16 protein-coding genes and 1 pseudogene are annotated in these 21,028 nt (G+C 40.2%); 6 read left to right on the plus strand and 11 right to left on the minus strand.

Features of this window, described 5'->3' with window-relative positions:
• Window positions 1-30 precede the first annotated feature (30 nt).
• The gene (locus L655_RS0106255; protein ID WP_024604461.1) at window positions 31-1,512 is read left to right on the plus strand and encodes an OmpA family protein; all 1,482 of its coding nucleotides are present in this window, start codon (window positions 31-33) and stop codon (window positions 1,510-1,512) included.
• Window positions 1,513-1,569: 57 nt separating this feature from the next.
• On the opposite strand, the pseudogene mnmC reads toward L655_RS0106255, so the two are convergent.
• A pseudogene (gene mnmC / locus L655_RS01000000125215) lies at window positions 1,570-3,574 on the minus strand (bifunctional tRNA (5-methylaminomethyl-2-thiouridine)(34)-methyltransferase MnmD/FAD-dependent 5-carboxymethylaminomethyl-2-thiouridine(34) oxidoreductase MnmC).
• 177 nt (window positions 3,575-3,751) lie between these two features.
• On the opposite strand from mnmC, the gene fabB reads away from it, so the two are divergent.
• Complete coding sequence (gene fabB / locus L655_RS0106265; RefSeq protein WP_024604462.1) at window positions 3,752-4,963, plus strand: beta-ketoacyl-ACP synthase I; 1,212 nt, start codon at window positions 3,752-3,754, stop codon at window positions 4,961-4,963.
• A 101-nt stretch (window positions 4,964-5,064) separates the two neighbouring features.
• Here the strand turns inward: fabB and L655_RS0106270 are convergent, their stop codons facing one another.
• The gene (locus L655_RS0106270) at window positions 5,065-5,430 is read right to left on the minus strand and encodes a hypothetical protein (RefSeq protein WP_024596750.1); all 366 of its coding nucleotides are present in this window, start codon (window positions 5,428-5,430) and stop codon (window positions 5,065-5,067) included.
• 51 nt (window positions 5,431-5,481) lie between these two features.
• Here L655_RS0106270 and L655_RS0106275 point away from each other — a divergent pair, with 51 nt between their 5' ends.
• Window positions 5,482-6,024 (plus strand): GNAT family N-acetyltransferase, encoded by a 543-nt coding sequence (locus tag L655_RS0106275; RefSeq protein ID WP_024604463.1) that lies wholly within the window; start codon window positions 5,482-5,484, stop codon window positions 6,022-6,024.
• Between the two features lie 98 nt (window positions 6,025-6,122).
• Window positions 6,123-7,796, plus strand: a complete 1,674-nt coding sequence (gene ggt / locus L655_RS0106280) for a gamma-glutamyltransferase (protein WP_004335612.1) — start codon at window positions 6,123-6,125, stop codon at window positions 7,794-7,796.
• A 51-nt stretch (window positions 7,797-7,847) separates the two neighbouring features.
• Here the strand turns inward: ggt and L655_RS0106285 are convergent, their stop codons facing one another.
• The 9 genes from L655_RS0106285 to L655_RS0106325 all read right to left on the minus strand — a co-directional run bounded on the left by L655_RS0106285 (window position 7,848) and on the right by L655_RS0106325 (window position 17,149).
• Entirely contained in the window at window positions 7,848-8,699 is an 852-nt protein-coding gene (locus L655_RS0106285; RefSeq protein WP_024604464.1) for a Tim44-like domain-containing protein, read from the minus strand.
• Window positions 8,700-8,862: 163 nt separating this feature from the next.
• The gene (locus L655_RS0106290) at window positions 8,863-9,615 is read right to left on the minus strand and encodes a DUF3379 family protein (RefSeq protein WP_024604465.1); all 753 of its coding nucleotides are present in this window, start codon (window positions 9,613-9,615) and stop codon (window positions 8,863-8,865) included.
• Window positions 9,615-10,172: a sigma-70 family RNA polymerase sigma factor gene (locus tag L655_RS0106295; RefSeq protein ID WP_033011540.1), complete on the minus strand. Its 558-nt coding sequence runs from the start codon at window positions 10,170-10,172 to the stop codon at window positions 9,615-9,617. Before L655_RS0106295 ends, L655_RS0106290 begins: the two co-directional genes overlap by 1 nt.
• Window positions 10,173-10,233: 61 nt before the next feature.
• On the minus strand, window positions 10,234-11,892 hold the full coding sequence (locus L655_RS0106300) for a BatD family protein (RefSeq protein ID WP_024604467.1): 1,659 nt from the start codon (window positions 11,890-11,892) through the stop codon (window positions 10,234-10,236).
• On the minus strand, window positions 11,886-13,829 hold the full coding sequence (locus L655_RS0106305; RefSeq protein ID WP_024604468.1) for a VWA domain-containing protein: 1,944 nt from the start codon (window positions 13,827-13,829) through the stop codon (window positions 11,886-11,888). Before L655_RS0106305 ends, L655_RS0106300 begins: the two co-directional genes overlap by 7 nt.
• The gene (locus L655_RS0106310) at window positions 13,829-14,815 is read right to left on the minus strand and encodes a VWA domain-containing protein (RefSeq protein WP_024604469.1); all 987 of its coding nucleotides are present in this window, start codon (window positions 14,813-14,815) and stop codon (window positions 13,829-13,831) included. Before L655_RS0106310 ends, L655_RS0106305 begins: the two co-directional genes overlap by 1 nt.
• Entirely contained in the window at window positions 14,808-15,242 is a 435-nt protein-coding gene (locus L655_RS0106315) for a DUF4381 domain-containing protein (RefSeq protein WP_004335624.1), read from the minus strand. Before L655_RS0106315 ends, L655_RS0106310 begins: the two co-directional genes overlap by 8 nt.
• Window positions 15,243-15,244: 2 nt before the next feature.
• Window positions 15,245-16,189: a DUF58 domain-containing protein gene (locus L655_RS0106320; RefSeq protein ID WP_024604470.1), complete on the minus strand. Its 945-nt coding sequence runs from the start codon at window positions 16,187-16,189 to the stop codon at window positions 15,245-15,247.
• A gap of 3 nt (window positions 16,190-16,192) precedes the next feature.
• Window positions 16,193-17,149 (minus strand): MoxR family ATPase, encoded by a 957-nt coding sequence (locus L655_RS0106325; protein ID WP_007377762.1) that lies wholly within the window; start codon window positions 17,147-17,149, stop codon window positions 16,193-16,195.
• A 306-nt stretch (window positions 17,150-17,455) separates the two neighbouring features.
• Between L655_RS0106325 and fadI the strand changes: the two genes are divergently transcribed.
• Window positions 17,456-18,766, plus strand: coding sequence for an acetyl-CoA C-acyltransferase FadI (fadI, locus tag L655_RS0106330; protein WP_004335629.1), 1,311 nt, complete (start codon window positions 17,456-17,458; stop codon window positions 18,764-18,766).
• Window positions 18,766-20,973, plus strand: coding sequence for a fatty acid oxidation complex subunit alpha FadJ (fadJ, locus tag L655_RS0106335; protein ID WP_024604471.1), 2,208 nt, complete (start codon window positions 18,766-18,768; stop codon window positions 20,971-20,973). Before fadI ends, fadJ begins: the two co-directional genes overlap by 1 nt.
• The last annotated feature ends 55 nt before the right edge of the window (window positions 20,974-21,028 follow it).

Genomic DNA, 21,028 nt, shown 5'->3' on the forward strand with positions numbered 1-21,028 from the left:
ATGTAAACTAATACTTTAAAAGGAATTTTTATGAAAAATAATATTATCAAAGTACTTTTAATTTGTACTACCTACCTGTGCTGCATATTTAACCTGCAAGCAAAGCCATTATTAACGGCTTACCCCGATGCGAAATTAGAGAGAAAAGTCACTTTATCGGGTGAAGAAACACAACTTGTATCAGCCTTTAACCCTGCGCTAAAAAAATCTCAGCAATGTGAATATAAGACATTTGTTGGAGATGTAAGTCATTTTTCTTATCAAATAAAGAATGTTGCTTCTTTAAAGGTAATGGAAAACTACAAAAACGCTTTAAGTGACGCTGGATTTAAAGTTTTGTATACATGTTCTTTAAACGATTGTTATGAAAAGCGAGAGGATAAATTGCTGGCTGAAGAGTCGAGCTATTTCAACGTTTCTAGTTATTACGGGCAACCACATTATATTTACGCAACAAAAGGAGAGGTTCCTGAGGCTGCCATTTCGTTATTTGTTGGACAATATAAAAATATGACACAAGCACTTTTGACGACAGTTAATATTAAAGAAATTGAAACTGGGCTGATAAAAGCTGATTTTGAAGCATTCAAGAAAAAAGTTAGTAATAAAATAAAAAAATCTACACATGAAGATCTTAAAGGTTCTGCAGATCATCTTTTATTAAGTCGTTACCCTGGTAGCTATATCGAGGATTATCAAAATGTTGATTATGAGGAGTTTAGTATCCCAATTGGCAAGTCTGATAAAAAAACGAGTACTTCACCTATGCTTGATGTTACAGGAGATTTAACGCGAATTACTTACATTGCGAATAAAGTATCGACGTTAAAAATTTATCATAACTATGTGAGTGCTTTGACTAAAGAAGGTTTTGAAACCGTATTTTCTTGTCAAAAAAATGAATGCGGTACAAAAAGAAAAGAGATTCAAGCATTAGGCGATAAGCTGGCAATCAAATCTGTTTATAACTACTTTCACCAACCTAGATATCAAGTTATGAAAAACACTCTAAATGAGCAAACTACCTACGTTGCCTTTTTTATAGGTAATTATAATGGCGATTCTCGTATTCAGCTTGTTGTTGCTCGTACAGAGCCCTTAGTGACAGGCTTAATAGAAACGAATAGTGATAAAATTCTTGAGCAGTTAGAGCAAAAAGGAAAGGCGTCTATTTACGGTATTTTATTTGATTATGATAAAGCCACTATTAAAGCTGAATCTAAAGAGGCGTTAGATGTTATTGCTCAAGTAATGGAAAAAAATAAAAAGTTGAGTTTATATGTTGTTGGACATACTGATGATAAAGGCTCGCCTGATTATAATTTAAACCTTTCAAAGCGCCGTGCTGATGCGGTTGTTAACGCATTAATTGCTGATTATGGGGTAGCTAAAGAAAGGTTATTAGCTCAAGGAGCGGGTCCTTATTCACCCGTTGCAACTAATAAAAATGATTTAGGTCGTGAACTAAATCGCCGTGTTGAATTAGTTGAAAGGTTGTCTAGTTCAAAATAATTTATGCTTTTAATTTATATGCACATTAGATCTATTATTTTAATGTGCATACTTCATTTAAATCTTATTACGAATTAAATCTCGTACTATAAACCGAGCAGGGTGAATAGCTTGGCTTACACGTTCGCTTAATGGGCGAGGCTCGTTATTTAAACAACTTACGAGATGTTCTGCACTTAGCGGTGCGCTACATAAAGCGCGGGCGCCAAAGCCGGTAAAAATATGTAGGCCTTGTTGTGGCTTATTAAGTTGCTCGTACTGATAGCGTTTACCTAAGCGTAAGTTAGCAAAGGCCATTGTATAATCACTTTGTTCGCACCATTGCCCTGCCANGGTGATCTATAAATGTGCAGCGAACAGCCGCTTTTGCCGAGGTTATATTGCCGAGGGTGGAGGCAAATTCACTTTGCTTATAAAAGCTAAGTAGTTGCTCTTGGTTTAATTGGTTGTCGATCGCTGTAACTTGGCGGCTTTTAGTGTTTTTTTCAAACGTGGCACCCATACAGTGATGATCTAAATAAGCCGGTGTAAAATATCCTTTATGGCATAGCACTGTTTTAAGTTTGCGTGATTGCTCACTTGCCTCAATATGTGAAACCTGACCGCGTACGCTCACTATAGGTAGCGCTTTTGTTTGCTCAAATGCATCGCTGTGCTCACCTGCACAAATAACTACATCGCTAAACGGGCCTAATTGCTCATCATTCGTTAATAAAAACCAACCGCTATCAGTTTTTTTAAGCTGCTTTATATTGCAGTTAAATACGCTTTTGAATGGGTTTATGCTATTTGCAGCGCTTAGCATAGCGTTTACTAATTGCGGCGGGTTAACCCAGCCGCCTTGTTCAAAATACACACCTGAATAACCTGTCGTTACGCCGGCTATTTCATCGCCTTGCTCTGCGGTTACGTTACGCATTAGCTGCGTTGGCCACAGTTGCTTTTGTGCTAAGTTTTCGTGCTTATCAGCTAGAGGTTTTTTCACTGCGTGTTGTAATACGCCGCACCAATCATAATCAAAACTAAAACCACTGCTAAGTAAGTTGTTATATAGGCGTTTGGCGTATAAAAAGCTATGTGCAAACAATTCACTGTGCGGCGAGTTTTTAGCCTGTAGGTGAGGGTAAATAGCGCCTTGCACATTGTGCGATGCCCCCATTGCAGGCTTTTCATCTTGGCAGAATAAGTGGCTGGCTATGCCTCGTTTAGCCAAGCTGTATAAAATACAGCTACTGGCAATACCACCGCCAATGACCGCTACGTTTTTTAAAGTGCTGCTATCTTGATTAAAATAAGCGGGGGGTGATTGAGCGTTATTAACATGTTTAAGTTGGCCAATAAGGATATCTTCTCTTTGATTAAAATATTTGGCTTTTTTAGTGCTAAAGGCAGCCTCTATTAATCCTCGTTGAACAAAGTCAGCGGCAGTAAAAGTCGATAAGGTTGCATTAGCTCTTGATATATCAGCCATGGAGTTAAATAAACTTTGCTGCCACATATCAGGATTTTTACTTGGCTCAAGCCCATTTAAATACCAAGCATCAACGATACCTGTTTGTGGATAGCTCATTGCTTTTATTGATTCAAGCGCATCACCAAAGTATAAATCGAGAACAACACTGCCATTATTAAATTCGAGCCGGTGGCATCCTTCTAAATTAATTGGGTAGTTTACTGTTAGTTGCTCACTAAAATAATTTAAGGCAGGCCAAGCGGTTAATGCTTGTTTTAAGTCAGTTAATGTTAAGGGATACTTTTCAAACGAAATATAGTGTAGGCGTTTTACGCTTTTTTCACATTCATTTTGAACTTGCATCCGCTCAAGGTGGTCTTTAAAGCGTTGCCACGTATTTAAAAAGTTTAAACCGGTGCCAAAATCGGTTTCGGCAATAACAAAATGTGATTGGTCATGATTTTGTAATCGTGCATCTATATTATTTTGCTCATAGTACACACAATTCGATTGAGCTAAGTCATCGTCATTAGAAAAATAAATATCACCGGAGTTATTAGTCAAAGGTGTACCTAAATTATTAATGTGACTATGTGCGTTTTTAATCATATTTTTTAAATTTATAGATATATTTTTAATTATTTTACGGGTTTTCTTTGTAATAGTCTGGCGTTATTTATAAGCTAGCAGTTCAGAGTACAAGTGTACGCTAGAAAGCTGACCACTTAGGTGATTAAATTCGCGTAAAATAGAATGCAATTAAGTATTAAGCTAAGGGAATTACCCATGAGAAGAGCTGTAATTACAGGTATCGGTGTTGTATCAAGCATTGGTAACAACAAAGAAGAAGTATTAGAATCGTTAAAAACGGGTAAAAGCGGCATCGCTTTTAATCAAGAATTTGCCGATTATAAGTTACGTAGTAACGTATCGGGTAAAATTGATATTGACGTTAAAGCACACGTTGACCGTAAAGCAATGCGCTTTATGGGAGATGCTGCTGCTTACTCTTATATTTCAATGCAGCAAGCAATTGAAGATGCAGGCTTATCTGACGATCAAGTGTCTAACGAACGTACTGGTTTATTAGTTGGCTCAGGTGGTGGTTCGTCTAAATGGCAAGTAGAAGCTGCTGACATTTTACGTGAAAAAGGCGTAAAACGCGTAGGGCCTTATATGGTGCCACGTACTATGGCAAGCACTACATCAGCATGTTTAGCAACACCATTTAAAATTAAAGGTGTTAACTATTCAATTAGCTCTGCTTGTGCAACATCTGCGCACTGTATTGGCCACGCTGTAGAGCAAATCCAACTTGGTAAACAAGATGTAATTTTTGCAGGTGGCGGTGAAGAGCTACACTGGACATTGGCAATGGAATTTGACGCTATGGGCGCACTTTCTACTAAATATAACGAAACACCTGAAAAAGCATCTCGTACATACGATGCTAATCGCGATGGTTTTGTTATTTCTGGCGGTGGTGGTATTGTTGTCGTTGAAGAGCTTGAACATGCACTTGCACGTGGCGCGCACATTTACGCTGAAATTGTTGGCTACGGTGCAACATCAGATGGCTACGACATGGTTGCTCCATCGGGCGAAGGTGCAGCACGTTGTATGCGCCAAGCTATGCAAGATGTAGATAGTATTGATTACCTAAATACGCACGGCACATCAACGCCTGTAGGCGATGTTAAAGAGTTAGGTGCGATACAAGAAGTGTTTGGTGGTAAATCACCAATGATCAGTGCAACTAAAGCAATGACAGGTCATGCATTAGGTGCTGCAGGTGTTCACGAAGCTATTTTCTCATTATTAATGCTAGAGCACAGCTTTGTAGCACCTTCAATTAATATTGATGAGTTAGATGAGCAAGCAGCAGGTTTAGATATTATTACTGAGCGTCGTGATGTTGAGTTAAATACTGTAATGTCTAATAGCTTTGGCTTTGGTGGCACAAACGCGACTTTAGTTATGAGTAAGTACAAAGGTTAATTTGAGCTTATAAGCCCTATATGCAAACGCATAACTGGGCTAAATAGCCCAAAACAAAAAAGGAAAGCCGAGGCTTTCCTTTTTTATTATCGAAAGTTTAATTAACCTTCGTTATGTTCTTGACGCGCTTGCTCAATTTCGTCTGCAATTTCTTGCGCTTTTTGCTTAGTTTTTTCAGTTAACTCGCCAGCAGCTTCTTTGCTTTTAATCCATGCGTCAACCGCAATCTCTTTGCCGTCGTCGTACATGTCTAAGCCCATTGCTTTACTTTGCTCTAATAGCTCGTTTAAAGACTCGTCATTTTTAAGATCGTTAGTTGTCTCTTTAACGTCGTTCCATGCATCACCAAGCTTTTCTTGCATTTGTGCGCTTTTATCTTTTGCATCTTCTTTTACTTCGTTGGCATCTTCACAACCAGTTAATGTAATTAAAGTGCCTAATAAAGCTAAACCTGCTAATTTATTCATGTGCTATCTCCTTTAGAGACTGATAATTAATTCGAGGCAGACTATACAACAATGAAAATGAACGCCCCCGTAACAAAACGATTAAATTTTAAATTAATGAGTGAGCACGATTGGCCCCAATTATTTGAACTCGACCAAGACCCAGCCGTAATGCAGTATTTAACGCGAGGTGTACCTACCTCCGCAGAGCAAATAAAAAATGAGGGAGTGCCTCGTATGCTCGCATATCGAAATGAGCTAAAAGGCTGGGGGCTGTGGAGTATCACTCTAAAGCAAACCAATACATTTATTGGCTGGGTATTAATAAGACCTATGGATTTCTTTAGTGATGCACCAAATTACAGCGATATTGAAATAGGTTGGCGCTTTAAACAAGCGAGTTGGGGGCATGGTTATGCAACCGAGGCGGCTTTAGCATTATGTGATGAACTCATTAAGCAAGATGACGTTAAGGCGATAAGCGCAACTGCACTAAAAGATAATACGGCCTCTATAAATATAATGAAAAAGCTAGGCCTGCAATTTATAAAAAATTATACACATACAGATGAGCAAGGCGACTTACCTGCGGTGCTTTATTCAAAAAATGTTTAAAGATGATTAAATATCAACAGTATAAAGATTGACCTGTCCTTAAGTGACGTGCATTAATAAGAATGCGTAACTAAAAAATAATAAATTAAGGATGTTGTATGGGATTGTTTTTTGCACCAAGTAAATTAATTGTCAAAAGTGTGCTGGTTTTACAGTTCGCTGCTTTTAGTGTTTTAGCGCAGCCTTTATCGCAAAGCGCGGTCGCAATGCCTGACTCGTTCAGTGCCGATGCTGCTAAAAGTATATTAGAGCAAGGCGGTAATGCTGTTGATGCGGCTATTACGGCACAATTTGTACTTGCAGTAACGCTTCCTGAAGCCGGCAATATTGGCGGCGGGGGATTTATGCTTATTCAAAAAGATGGCAAGGGCGATTTTATAGATTATCGCGAAACAGCGCCAACAGCGGCTCATCGTGATATGTATTTAGATGAGCAAGGTAATGTTATTGCAAACAAATCAATATATGGTATTCACGCAAGCGGTGTACCTGGCAGCGTAGCGGGCATGTGGCTTGCCCATCAAAAACATGGCACTTTAAAGTGGGAAGAATTAGTACAACCAGCGGTAACGTTGGCTGAGCAAGGGTTTGTAGTTCCGCCTAAGTTAGCAAAAGGTGTGAGCAATTATATAGCCCACCTAAAAGAGCAAAAAATAAATGTAAACTTCGAAAAATACTTTGCTGATGTAAAAGCTAATAAAGTATTTAAGCAACCCGAGTTAGCGGCAACGCTAAAGCGTATCCGTGATAACGGCCAAGATGGGTTTTATAAAGGCGAAACTGCAAATATTATTGCTAAATTTATGCACCAACATGGCGGTATAATTAATCAAGATGATTTAAAAGGTTACACCGCTAAATCACGTACACCTATTAAAGCGAGTTGGAATGGTTATGAAGTACTTACCTCGCCACCGCCGAGCTCAGGTGGTATTGCTATTTTACAGTGGCTTAAAATGTATGAGCTACAAAAACCAGATGCGGGCTTAGCGCATAACTCTACTCAGTATGTACACTTACTTTCTGAAATAGGTAAACGTGTATTTGCAGATAGGGCGGAGTATTTAGGCGATCCTGATTTTTTTGATGTACCAGTCAACGCATTAACTAATATTAACTACCTCAAAGAGCGCAGTAATGGCATTTCGTTAACCGCTATCTCGACTACCGAAAATATTAAACCGGGCCTTAAAGAAAGTGAGCAAACTACACACTTTTCAATCGTTGATAAAATGGGTAACGCTGTCGCAAATACCACCACAATAAACTTAGGGTTTGGTAGCGGTGTAGTTGTTGAAGGTGCAGGGTTTATTTTAAATGATGAAATGGACGATTTTAGTGCCAAACCAGGCGTTATGAATGTGTTTGGTGCAATAGGCGGCAAAGCTAACGAAATACAGCCGCACAAGCGTATGCTTAGCTCTATGACGCCTACAATACTCCTTAAAGACAACACCGTTAAAATGGTGACAGGCTCGCCAGGTGGCACAACAATTATTAGCTCTGTGTACGAATCTATTTTAAATGCGGTAGAGTTTGATATGACTGCAGAGCAGGTTGTAAATAGCCCTCGTTTTCATCATCAACTGTGGCCTAAAAATATAATTAGAACACACATAGGTTTAACCGATAGCGTAAAAGCAGAACTTACAAAAATGGGCTACACCATAGATGAGAATCACTTTGGTGACTTACACGTTATTATTAATAAAGAGGGCCAATTAGATGCCGCTTCTGAAGCATCAGGACGTGGTAAATCAATTGTTTTTTAAATAAAAAAAACACCGCGTTAAGAGCGCGGTGTTTTAAACAATATAAAATTATTAAGTATCAATTAAATCTTCAACACCCACTATTAGCCATGGAGCATCGTCTGAAATTAGACGCTCTAAGTGCCAAATTTCTAAAATAGGCTCTTCTTTTTTATCGCCTAAATCACGGTACTTACCTTTAAAGCGAACACTAACCTGCCACGATTGCGCGTTTGTATCTGCGCGCACAAGTTCGGCATCAATAAACATCACTTCTGTTTCTACGCTTTGTATAGCTTCACGTTCAGCTTTAAACTCGGCAACAAGTGCAGGGCTTAAGTATTCAGCCATTGTGGAGTAATCGGCATTGTTCCATGCAGTTTGTAGTGTGTGGTAATGACTACGGGCGCCTTGCAAAAAGCCATTAACGTCAAAGTTAGGTGGTAAATTAAAAGGCACACTTTCACCTTGTGGGGCGCTGCTTGCAAAGCCTGTACTTGTTGGTTGCTCGATAGGTGCTTGTTTAAAAGCATTTTGCTGAGCACTTGTACTTGCACTGGCAAGTTGTGGGGCACGATTAGCACGTAAAAAACCCGTTACTAGCTTAAATAAAATAAAGAGTCCGCCAGCTAATAAAATCATTTCTAATAGCTTAAAACCTTCAAAATCGTCGCCTAACATTGCTGCAATTAAGCCACCCGCTAAAAGCCCTCCAAAAACGCCTGCCATAATGCCTTTTTTATTTGATGTGGCTTTAGGTGTAGCGTTAGGTGTTGTTGTATCTGTTTGTTGTTTTTGCGCTGTTTGTTGTGTTGCAGGTGTCTGTCCGCGTTTACTACTGCCAAACTTTTTACGTGCGTGTGCATCAAAACTGGCAGTACATAATAATGCCAATAATGAAAAAATAACGATGATGTTCTTCATGAAATTCCCTAATTAAAATCGAGCCGCGATTATAATTTACTTTCTTTAGGAATTTAATTAATTACTTTAAAATCAGAGGTTTTGGGGAGAGAAGAAACGCTTTGTTGGTGAGTATATAATCAAAAAACCGCTCAGTAGAAACTAAGCGGTAAAATTGTCTATTTTAAAGCCAACGAATTGCGCCAGTAACGCGTTCGTTATATGTATCTAGAGGTGCTCCAAGACTTGCCACTAAAATAGTATCAGCTTGTGAGCCACGATTAATGTGACCTTCAAAGCGCTCATCGCGGAAGCTGTCATCCCCAAAACCAAATGATTTATTTTCAGAAGGCACTATAAATACCGTCATAGGACCAAAGTCAGACTCAAATATTAAATGCAGTCCTTTTTCGCCTTTAAAATCACAAAACATGGCATAAGTTACAGCGCCAGGAAGCTCATCAAGGTGACCACCTAATACTGCAAGCTTGTCGTTGACGCTTTGTAGGCTAATGGGCTCTTTTTTATCAAGCGCATTAATTTCGTAATACACATGGGCAAGCGCATGCTCACCCGCTTCGTGTGCAATATTTTGCTCTGTACTAAAAAAGAAGGCACTTATCGCCACTACAAAAGACGCTGCTAACGCAAGATGTACACGATCAAACTTAAAACGCGATCGAGCATCAACCACGTTTTTGCCTTTTGCTTGTTCTTCTTGGAGTGCTTTTTCTTTTAACGATGTGTTTAAAAGAATGCGGTCTGCAAGATTTTCAGGCACAGGTATATCTAAAGAATCTTGAATGAATTTATCAAAACCCTTCATATCGTTAATAAAACTTTGTCGCTCTGGGTTATTGTCAGCAAACTCCATAAGCTCCTTGTCAATGTCGTTTGGCTGCGCAATAGTGCGGCGACGAAACTCAAGTTCATCCATTATTTTGATGCCCCTTTAAGTTGTTCATCATCACGGCTTAAAGCCTCTTTAAGTTGATTTCTGGCACGGTATAAACGAGTCATTACCGTGTTTTTATTTAAATTAAGTATGCCTGCAATTTCTTCACCAGAGCAGCCCATTACAACTTGCAGTAATAATGGCTCTCGGTATTCATCAGATAGCAGTGCAATCTGGCGTTGAATTACCGTTTGTTCCATTTCATCGTCTAATGAATGGCTGGTTTCATCAACAAGCGTATCGTTTTCTACGTCGCTGCAATCAAACTGTTTACGTTCAAATCGGCGTGCGTTTTCTCTTCGTAATATAGTAAGCAGCCAAGGTTTAGCTGCCTTTTGATCAAGTAAAGAGTCGAGTGAACGCCATGCGCGTAAAAACGTTTCCTGTACTAAATCATCTGCTATGTGCGGATCACGGCATAACCAATAAGCAAAGCGATAAAGCTCTTTATTGTAAACGTGGACCAAGGCTTCATAACGCTTTTGTTTCTCTGCCATATCGATTAAGACCTGATTGTTTGATTTTTTCTTTCCAAGCATAAGCACTTTTTTAATTAAAAATTATTAGTTATTGCAAAAAAAGACCTAAGGTTCGTAGTTATTAATCATAAAGGTCTTTTAATACAGCTTGTTGCGACTTTGATGCCTGAGTTTGATAGATCTCAAGGATTTTAATAATAGCATTAAGATCCGTGTTTGCGCCTTTATTACTATAAAGTTGTGCCTGCAATTGGCTAATGAGACCATTTAGCTCGCTGCTGTTTACGCGGATGCAGAGCTCATCAATCGCGCCAACATTTTTATGGGTCACCTTTACAGAAAAGTTATTTAATGCGGTGTAAAAGGCTTTCACATCGTGTGTTTTGGCTAATGCTTTAAGCTCATTTAAGCTTGGCTGAGAAGTACCACGGGTGTTTAGCTGTAATTTTTCAGTCGTATTTTTAGTAGAACGGCTTATTAAGTAAAAAATTACAGTACCAATCCATAAAATATACCCTAAAGCGGCAACAACTATTAACCAAAGAGGAGTATCACTTTTAGTTTCAATAGGTTGTGTGCCAGTTGCTTGATTCGAAATATTTTCAAGAGTAGGTGAATTATTTGTGCTGGGTTGTGGGTTTGCTATGGCTGTATTAGGCGCGGTAGTACTTGGCGTTACTGTAATAGTACGCTTTGGTAATGTGGCTAAGCTAATACGGTTCATTTTGGTATTAAACCAAGGCAGCTTTATTTCAGGCAAAGTATAAGTACCTGGTTTTTGCGGCAGTAAGGCATATGATGCCGTTTGCTGCGACACAACGCGTCCGTCTCGCACTGCATTGTTATTTTCTTTTTTATCAGGGTAGCTGCGTATGCCATCAATAGTAGGCATAGAGATTTCAGGTAATTGCTCTTTTGTAACTCCAAGCGCGGTAAGTGTAATAGTACGAGTTATAGGCGTACCTACTTCTACTGTGTTGTCGTTAGGTTGCCATTCTTCATCAAGGTTAACCAATTCGCTTGGTAACCATGCACCTTTATAGTCACTCGGGATTGGTTTTATTTCTACTTGCTGATCATCGCCAAGAGCAGATACCTCCAGTTGGCGGTAATTTTGCTGTACTCGCCCTTGAAACGCAGGGCCTGCAATCGTGTAGGCACCACTTTTTTGTGGCTGAATCAAATACTCACGGGTAATAACAAGGTAGCGTTTGCCATCAACCAGCTCATAACTCTCAGTTTGTTTACCTAGTTGGGTTAGCTGAGCATCTTCCATACTTGGTGTGCTTAAGCTGCCATCAAGCAGTTCTTTGGCAAGGTAGAGCTTAACAGTGTAAACACCGGCTTCTTGCACAAATAATGAATTACTTGAGAGCGACGTTTTTAAAAATATTTCGTTATTTTTATCTGCATCAACTGAGCGTTTTGCCACTTTTAATTTAATAGGTTGTGAGGTTAACCCTGCAACGCTAAATGCCGGTATCGTGTAATCACCCTCTGTGCGGGTCATTAGTTTAACTGACCACGTAGTTTGTTTATTAATGCTGCCATTAATAATGTTGGTACGAGAGCTTAAGCTTGTTGGGCCTACAACAAAGTCTTTTAACAGCGATGAGGTGTCTGGTTGCTCGCCTTTAACTGTATCGTCTACCGATATATTAAGCATAAAAAATTCACCCGTTAATACAGGATTTTTATCTACGCTGGCTTCTAATTTGGTGGCAGCCCACGAAGGCATCGCACTTAATAACAATAAACAGCAAAATAATCGCATTACCATGATTTTTCGACTCCTGTAGGGCGACGTTTGTATTGTCTTTTTTGGGCTTCTAATTGCATTTTATTCCGTAATAAAATAGCCGGATCGTCCGGGACTTTTCTAAGTAGTTGATTAAGCTGTTGTGCTTTTTCTTTTTCTTCATTAGTGAGCTCACTTGCTTGGGCTTGCATCGCTTGTTGCTGAGCATTTTGTTTTTGCTCATCAGTGGCAGGTTGCTCACTTATTGCTTGTGGCTTACTTTGTTGCTGCTCATCCTCTTTAGGCTGATCAGCGTCTTTATTTTGCCTTTGTTCGCTTTGTGGCTGGGCTTGCATATCAGGTTCATTTTGCTTATCTGATTGCTCGCCAGGCTCACCTTGTTGATCTTTTGATTGTTCAGACTCTTTATCTGATTCTTTATCAGATTTTTCATCGCTTGAACTTTGACTTTCGTTTTCGCCTTTTTCAGAATCGCTTTTATCACCATTTTGTTGCTGATCCTGTTTTGACTCATCAGAATTTTGCCCTTGGTTTTGCTCATCTTTTTTCTGACTCTCATCTTGGTCTTGAGAGTCGTCGCCGTCGCTTTGCTGATCTTGTTGGTTTTGTTGCTCTTGTTGATTTAGTAATTGCTCAACTAAGGCTTGGTTATCGGCTGCTTGTGTAAAGTCATCTTGTAAGGTTTGGGCCTGTTTGTACGCCTCAATTGCGTCCTCAAGTTTGCCAGCTTTGGCAAGGGCATTACCGTAGTTGTATAATCCGGTAGCCGACTTATCATTACTAAACTCATTAAGTGCAGCATCAAAATTACCTTGCTGGTAAAGCGCCGCGCCTTTCAACTCACTCGATTGCGCCTGTGTTGCTGCATCGTATTCTTTATTATTGTAAGCCTCTAATGCACGTTGATCTGCATTTTGCAAAAGAGTAGGGAGCTCTACGGCATACGCATTTTGCTGCGGTAAAAAACCAAAAGCTAAAAATGCGCCTAGCAAGGCAGCGCGTCTAAATAAATACAAACCAAATGGCAGTAATAACAAGAGTCCGTAAATACCTGCATCTATTCGCCAAAGCGCATGGCTTTGTTTTTCGTCTTTCAATAATTCACTCTGCGCATTTGGGGCAAACGTATTGATGTCGTTATTGCTAGGTTGGTAACTAGCAAATTTACCACCGCTGCTCGATGCTAAATTTTTAAGCTGAGAGGCATTAATTGTAGGTACTACAATTTGGCCGTATCTGTCTTTCAAAAATCCGCCTTCAGGTAACTTAATTGGTGCGCCTTGAGCGGTACCTACACCATATATATTTAATCTATATTGGGTGTTACTGGTAAAGCTACTCACGTCGCTTTGTTCTTGTTGGTCAATACCGTCTGTCACTAAAATAATGTCGCCATCAATATAACCCGCTTGCGTTAATAGCTCTTTGGCCATATCAAGACCCGCTAAAACGTTTGAGCCTTTGTCTGGCATTATTTCAGGGCTCAAGCTTGGAATTAAATTACTGAGTGTTGTGGCATCGTTTGTTAGTGGCGAAATTACATAGGCCGTGCCTGCGTAAGCTACAAGCGCGGTATCACCTTCTTTAAATAGCTCAATCATATCAAGCGCTTTAAAGCGTGATTGCATTAAACGATTTGGCAAAATATCGGTGCTGTACATTGAGTACGACATATCCATAACAATTACACGGGCACTTTTACTTTGAAATACAGGAACTTGTTTTTTCTCAAAACTAGGCCCAGCACTAAATAAAATGCTAAGGCTGCAAAACAAAGCAACTAACCAAAGTGGCTGGCTGGCTTTAGTATTTGCTTCGCTCATTATAAATTGTGCTAAATGAGGTGCAATTAGCTGCTCACTGGTGGTTTTTTTATGCTTAATTAAGGCAACAAAAAATAATGCCACAGCAGGTATGAGTAACCATAAAAGAGCGGGGCGAATAAATTCAAAATCCATTAGTTTGGCTCCTTTAATGCACGCAGTGTACTAAGCATTACTTTTAAGCTAATAAGTAAAATGGCAATAAGTAACGGGTAGTAAAATAATGAGCTTTGTGGGCGGAATGTTTGTTCATCAGCGCTAATAGGTTCAAGTTTATCAAGCTCTGCGTAAATTTGTTGAAGGCCTGCTACATCTTTGGCCCTAAAGTATAATCCGCCAGTTTGCTCGGCAATCTTTTTAAGTAAGCTTTCATCTAAACTACTGCCACTAGAGCCACCCATGTTAAAGAGGCTAAAGCCGCGCGGATTATCTGAGCCAACGCCAATGGTGTACACTTTAATACCTTCCTCGCGAGCTAGCAGCAGAGCATCTTCTGGGTTTAAATTGCCCGCGGTATTTTGTCCGTCGGTTAATAGCACCACAATTCGGTTACTTTCATCTTTATTGGCAAAGCGTTTTACCGAAAGACCCAATGCATCACCAATGGCTGTTGCGCGCCCCACTAAACCAATTTGCGCTTCGCTGAGCATTTTACTTACTGTTTTAACGTCGCGGGTGAGCGGGGTTTGTAAAAACGCGGTGTCGCCAAATAATATTAGCCCAAGCCTGTCGCCTTGACGTTGCTCTATAAAATCACTGAGTACAGCTTTTACCATGGTAAGGCGGTCAACATATTGGCCATTATAAGCCATGTCTTGTTCGGTCATCGAGCCTGATAAGTCAACTGCTAACATTATATCGCGTCCTTCATTTGGTAATGAAATTGGCTCATCTAACCATGTTGGATTGGCAGCGGCGGTCACAAGTAATAACCAAATTATCCATTCGAAAGGATTTAAACGTCGTGCGTGTGGCTCGATGCTTTGGCTGGTTAAATTGTGCTTTGCAAAACTGGGTATACGTAAACGCGTACTGGCATTACTTGCTGCGGGTTTTAATAGTAAAAGTAATAAAGGCAAGGGTAGTAATAAAAATAACCATGGCCAGCTAAATTCAAACATTTACTGACTCCTTTATTTTAAATTGCTTAATACCTTGGCGAAATTTTTCGCACAGTGTTGTATCTTTTTGGCTAGGGTTATACAAGCTTAGTATTTCTTGTTCTGTAAAGCTTAAACCGGTGAGTGTATTAAGTGTTGTGCACCATTTAGAGGTAGATTGCGCAGCAAGTCGCTTGTCGTAATATTCAATCACTAAACGTTTTAAAATAATATGCAGTTGCTGAGGGTTTTGCTCACTTTGACTCAATTGTATTGCGTAGCGTTTAGGTTTTTTAAATTTATGTTTTTTATAAAATATATAAATAGCTGCGCACAGTGCTAAAAACAGCAGTGCAATAATAACCCACCAAGCAGGGGCGAGTGGCCACCAATTAACTTGGCTTGGCGCTATTATATCGTGCAGGCCATCGAGTGGATTGGTTTGCATGGTTATTTTCTCACTAATTGCAGCTCAAGCGGTGTTGCTGCATTGAATGATATTAAATTAAGACCCGATTTAGTTAGGCGATTAAAGCGTGCGCTAAATGCTTGCTCAGCATTTTTAGCAAAACGTTCTCTAAAGCTGTTATCCATTAATGGTAGGGCAAAGTCTTGACCATTTGCATTAACAGTAACGGCTTGCTTAAACGCAGGTAACTGATGCTCAAACGGATCGCTTATGTGGCAACCAATGAGCTCGCAGTGGCGGCTTAATATTTCGAGTTGCTTAAAGCTGGCATCATCCAGAGCATTAAAATCAGACACTAAATACACTAAGCTGCCTGGTTTTGCTAAATGATTAAGGCGCTTTAGGTTATCGCTAAAGTTGTTAGGGGCTGTTTTATCAATATTGTTGAGCGCTTGCTGGTGGTTGTCGCATAAATTATGACAAAGCTTAAGCACGGCTTTTTCACGGGCGCTGGGTTTTAGCTCTAAATGCGAGTGCTGATTAAACACAATACCGCCAATTCTATCGCCGCGCTGACACGCCGACCATGCAACAAGGGCGCTTATATGCGCAGCTTGCACCGACTTTAACAGTAACTTTGAGCCAAACAGCATTGAGTTTGAAAAATCAGTGAACACAAACACAGGGCGCTCTTTTTCTTCTTGAAAGAGCTTTGTGTGAGTCTCGCCGGTACGCGCAGTAACTCGCCAATCAATAGAGCGAATATCGTCACCTTGCTGATAATGTCGCACTTCGGCAAATTCCATTCCTCGGCCTTTGTGCGGTGCAAGGTATTGTCCTGTTAAGATATTTTTTATTTTTACCTTAGGGGCAAGTTCAAGCAATTGCGCTTTGGCTTTGTAATACATCAGCTCTTTGAGTGCTAAATTAACACCGTGGCTATGGCTCTGTTTGAGCCATGCTTGGGTTTCTAATTGTTTTTGCATAACTTATGGTACGGCTACAAGTTCAACTATACGGCTTATTACTTGATCTTTAGTAATGCCATCGGCTTGGGCTTCGTAACTTAAGATAATGCGATGACGCAGTACGTTATGCACAACAGCTTGAATATCATCAGGTGCTACAAAGTCACGGCCTTGAAGCCATGCGTGGGCGCGAGCACATTTATCAAGTGCTATTGTTGCACGCGGACTTGCACCAAACTCAATCCAGCTACCTAGTTGCGCATCTAATTTAGCGCCTTCACGAGTGGCTATAATAAGTTGTACTAAATATTGCTCAAGCGGCTCTGCTAAATAAAGGCCTAATATTTCTTTACGAGCTGCAAATAAATCGCTTTGACTAATTTTTTGCATTACTGGTTGTTGTTCATTAAGCGCCTCGCCGCGTGTTAAACGCAGTATATCAAGCTCATGCTCTGCGCCAGGGTAGTCAATACTTAGGTGCAGTAAAAAGCGATCCAGTTGGGCTTCTGGTAACGGGTATGTGCCTTCTTGCTCTAGCGGGTTTTGCGTTGCCATAACTAAGAACAGTTCGCTAAGCGGATAGGTATTTTTACCCACGGTAACTTGTCGCTCTGCCATGGCTTCTAATAGTGCTGATTGTACTTTGGCTGGTGCGCGGTTAATTTCGTCAGCTAAAATTAGGTTGTGAAAAAGAGGGCCTTTTTCAAATACAAACTCGCTAGTTTGTTGGCGGTAAATATCGGTACCTGTTACATCAGCTGGTAATAAATCTGGCGTAAACTGTACGCGTTGAAATGAGCCTTCAATGCCTTTAGCAAGTGCATTAACTGCACGTGTTTTTGCAAGCCCAGGAGGGCCTTCTACTAATAAGTGACCATCAGCTAAAATAGCAATAAGTAGCGCTTGTGTAAGCTCTGGCTGGCCAATGATTTGTGTATCTAAGTACGTTTTTAATTGTGAAAATGCGTTAGCTGCCATAATAAGTGGACTGTCCTCGTCAGCTGGGTTTGTACCTAATAGTGTTAGGTGATAAATACTGACCTATTTATAAGGTTTATAATTGGGTAACTCAAGAGTTAGACTGTATTTTTTAAAATAGTTCGTTATTTTTTAACGATTTTTAGCGTACCACAAAACTTTGTAAATGCGTCTAAAAAAGCCTATTGTGATAGTCGTGATTAAACACTGTTTATATAAATTTGTGTTTATCTATTGGCTTTAGGGCACGGGTTGTTTAGAATCGAGGAAAACAAACAGGTCAGACCTGTCAGCGGGAGAGCATAAATGTCTGAGCAAAACATACTAAAAACACCAAAGGGCGACCGTATTGCCATCGTTAGCGGCTTACGTACACCTTTTGCAAAACAAGCAACAGCGTTTCACCATGTACCAGCACTTGATATGGGTAAATTGGTGGTTAACGAAATGCTTGAACGATTAAATTTCAATAAGTCAGAAATTGATCAACTTGTATTTGGTCAAGTAGTACAAATGCCAGAAGCGCCAAATATTGCACGTGAAATTGTATTGGGCACAGGTATGCCTGTATCGGTTGATGCATATTCTGTATCGCGCGCATGTGCTACCAGCTTTCAGGCTATTGCTAATGTAGCTGAATCTATTATGGCGGGATCTGTAAGTGTAGGTATTGCAGGCGGCGCAGATTCGTCATCAGTACTGCCAATCGGTGTTAGTAAAAAGCTAGCAGGCAGCTTAGTTGATTTAAATAAAGCGCGTACGCTTGGTCAACGCTTAAAAATATTTTCAAAACTACGTTTAAAAGATTTATTACCAGTGCCACCTGCAGTTGCAGAGTACTCAACAGGCCTTTCAATGGGGCAAACTGCTGAGCAAATGGCTAAAACACACAACATTAGCCGTGAAGATCAAGATGCGTTAGCGCATCGTTCTCACTCACTTGCAACGCAAGCATGGGCTGATGGTAAGTTAAAAGATGAAGTAATGACGGCGCATTTACCGCCATATAAAAGCTTTATTTCAGAAGACAACAACATTCGTAAAAACTCAACGGTTGAAGGCTACGCCAAGCTTAAACCTGTTTTTGACCGTCAGCACGGTACTGTTACCGCTGCAAATGCAACACCATTAACTGATGGTGCAGCGGCCGTACTTATGATGAGCGAAAGCAAAGCAAAAGCACTTGGCTATGAAATACTAGGTTACGTACGTAGCTTTGCATTTTCGGCAATTGGCGTAGAAAAAGACATGTTAATGGGCCCAGCTCATTCAACGCCTATTGCACTAGATAGAGCGGGTATTACGCTTGCTGATTTAGATTTAATTGAAATGCACGAAGCGTTTGCATCGCAAACACTTGCCAATATGAAAATGTTTGCCTCAGACAAATTTGCACAAGAGCATTTAGGTCGCAGCAAAGCAATTGGCGAAATTAACATGGATAAGTTTAACGTTAACGGCGGCTCTTTAGCATATGGTCACCCATTTGCAGCAACAGGTGCACGCTTAATTACGCAAAGCTTACACGAGCTTAAACGTCGTGGTGGCGGTTTGGCATTAACAACAGCGTGTGCTGCTGGTGGTTTAGGTGCAGCCTTTGTATTGGAGAGCGCGTAATGACTGATTCAGTATTTAATTTAGCGGTAGATGAAAACAAAATTGCCGTAGTAACGATTGATGTGCCAGGGGAGAAAATGAATACCCTGCGCAGTAGTTTTGCCGATGACTTAAAAGCGTTATTAGAAGACGCTAAATCGCAAAACGTAAAAGGCATGGTATTTATAAGCGGAAAAAGCGATAACTTTATTGCAGGCGCCGATGTAAAAATGCTTGATAGCGTTCAAAAGCGTGAAGATGCTTTAGCGATTAGCGAACTATGCCATCAGGCATTTTTTGATATGACAAAACTGCCATACACAACAGTAAGTGCCATTCATGGCGCTGCATTAGGTGGTGGTTTAGAGTTTGCTTTAGCGTGTGATTACCGTATTGGTACCGACAGCGATTTAACAAAAATTGGCTTACCTGAAGTACAACTTGGCTTATTACCAGGTGGTGGCGGTACGCAGCGTTTAACTAAAATTGTAGGCATTCAAAAAGCACTAGAGTGGATGCTAACAGGTAAGCAAATTCGTCCTAAGCAAGCTAAAAAAGCAGGCGTGCTTGATGATTGTGTACCGCACAGTGTACTTTTAAAAGTAGCAAAAGAATTTGCCGCGAAGAAAAAGCCACAAGCAAAAGAGCCAAAGCTCGACAATATTAGTAAATTATTAGAATCAAACCCGTTTGGTCGTAACTTTATCTTTAAAAAAGCTAAAGAAAACGTACTTAAAAAAACGGGCGGGCACTACCCAGCACCACTAGCTATTATTAAAGCAGTGCGAGCTAGTGTAGAGCTTGATGAGCTAAAAGCGTATAAAACAGAAGCTGAAAGCTTTGCAACACTTGTAATGAGTGATGAATCTAAAGCGCTTCGCGGTATTTTCTTTGCAACCACTGAAATGAAAAAAGAGTGGCGCAATGATGACGCACCAGCAATTAGCAAAACCGCTGTTTTAGGTGGTGGACTAATGGGCGCTGGCATTGCGCACGTAAGTGCTGTTAAAGCTAAAGTGCCGGTACGTATTAAAGATGTAGCAGAGCAGGGCATTAGTAATGCAATGAGCTACACCTACAAAATTTTAGACAAGCGCCTTAAGCGCCGTATTATGTCTAAAGCTGATATGCAGTTAACAATGAACCGTATTACAGGTACAACAGACTACAGCGGCTTTAAACACATTGATTTAGTAATAGAAGCTGTGTTTGAAGATCTTGCGCTTAAGCAAGGTATGGTTGCCGACGTAGAGCAGCAATGCCAAGAAAATACAATTTTTGCTAGTAACACGTCATCATTACCAATTTCGCAAATTGCAGCGCAGGCAGCACGTCCTGAAAATGTAATTGGCTTACATTACTTTTCACCAGTAGAAAAAATGCCATTAGTGGAAATTATTCCACACGAAGGTACATCTAAAGAGACTATTGCTCGCGTTGTTAACTTTGCACGTAAGCAAGGCAAAACGCCAATTGTTGTAAAAGACATGGCCGGTTTTTACGTAAACCGTATTTTAGCGCCTTACTTAAACGAAGCTGCTAATTTAATGCTTGCGGGTGAGCCAATTGAAAAGATTGATGCAGCCCTAGTTGAGTTTGGCTTTCCGGTAGGACCGCTGGCTCTACTTGATGAAGTAGGGATTGATATTGGCTCTAAAATTACTCCAATTCTTGAAAAAGAATTAGGTGAGCGTTTTAAAGGCCCTGATGCATTTATGCGTATGATTGATTCAAAACGCCTTGGCCGTAAGTCCGGTCGTGGTTTTTATGAATACGACAAAAAAGGCAAAAAGGTTGATGAGTCAGTTTACGAACTATTGGGTGTTACCCCAGCTCCACGTTTAAACAAAAGCGAAATTGCTAAGCGATGTGTATCTAAAATGCTTAACGAAGCAGTACGCTGTTTAGATGATGGCATTATTGCAAGCCCTCGTGATGGCGACATTGGTGCAATATTTGGTATTGGTTTCCCACCATTTTTAGGTGGCCCGTTTAGCTATATGGATAAATTAGGCGCAAGTAAAATAAGCTCTGATATGTCTACACTAGCTAACAGCGATGCTAACTTTGCTCCATGTGAGTCACTGGTAACAATGGCAAGCTCTGGTACTACTTTTTATAATGCAGCAACTGTTGAGGTTGTAGCTCCTGAAGTACAAAGCACTGAGCCACAAGAGCAAAGTGTCACTGAGCCTGAAGTTACTAAAGAGATTGAAACAAAAGAATAAAGTTTCTACTGTTTATAAAAACCGCATTTAGATGCGGTTTTTTTATGATTTTTAA

Origin of the sequence: Pseudoalteromonas sp. TAE79 (assembly GCF_000498015.1) — a bacterium.
In the GTDB taxonomy this organism is placed as follows: Bacteria; Pseudomonadota; Gammaproteobacteria; order Enterobacterales; family Alteromonadaceae; genus Pseudoalteromonas.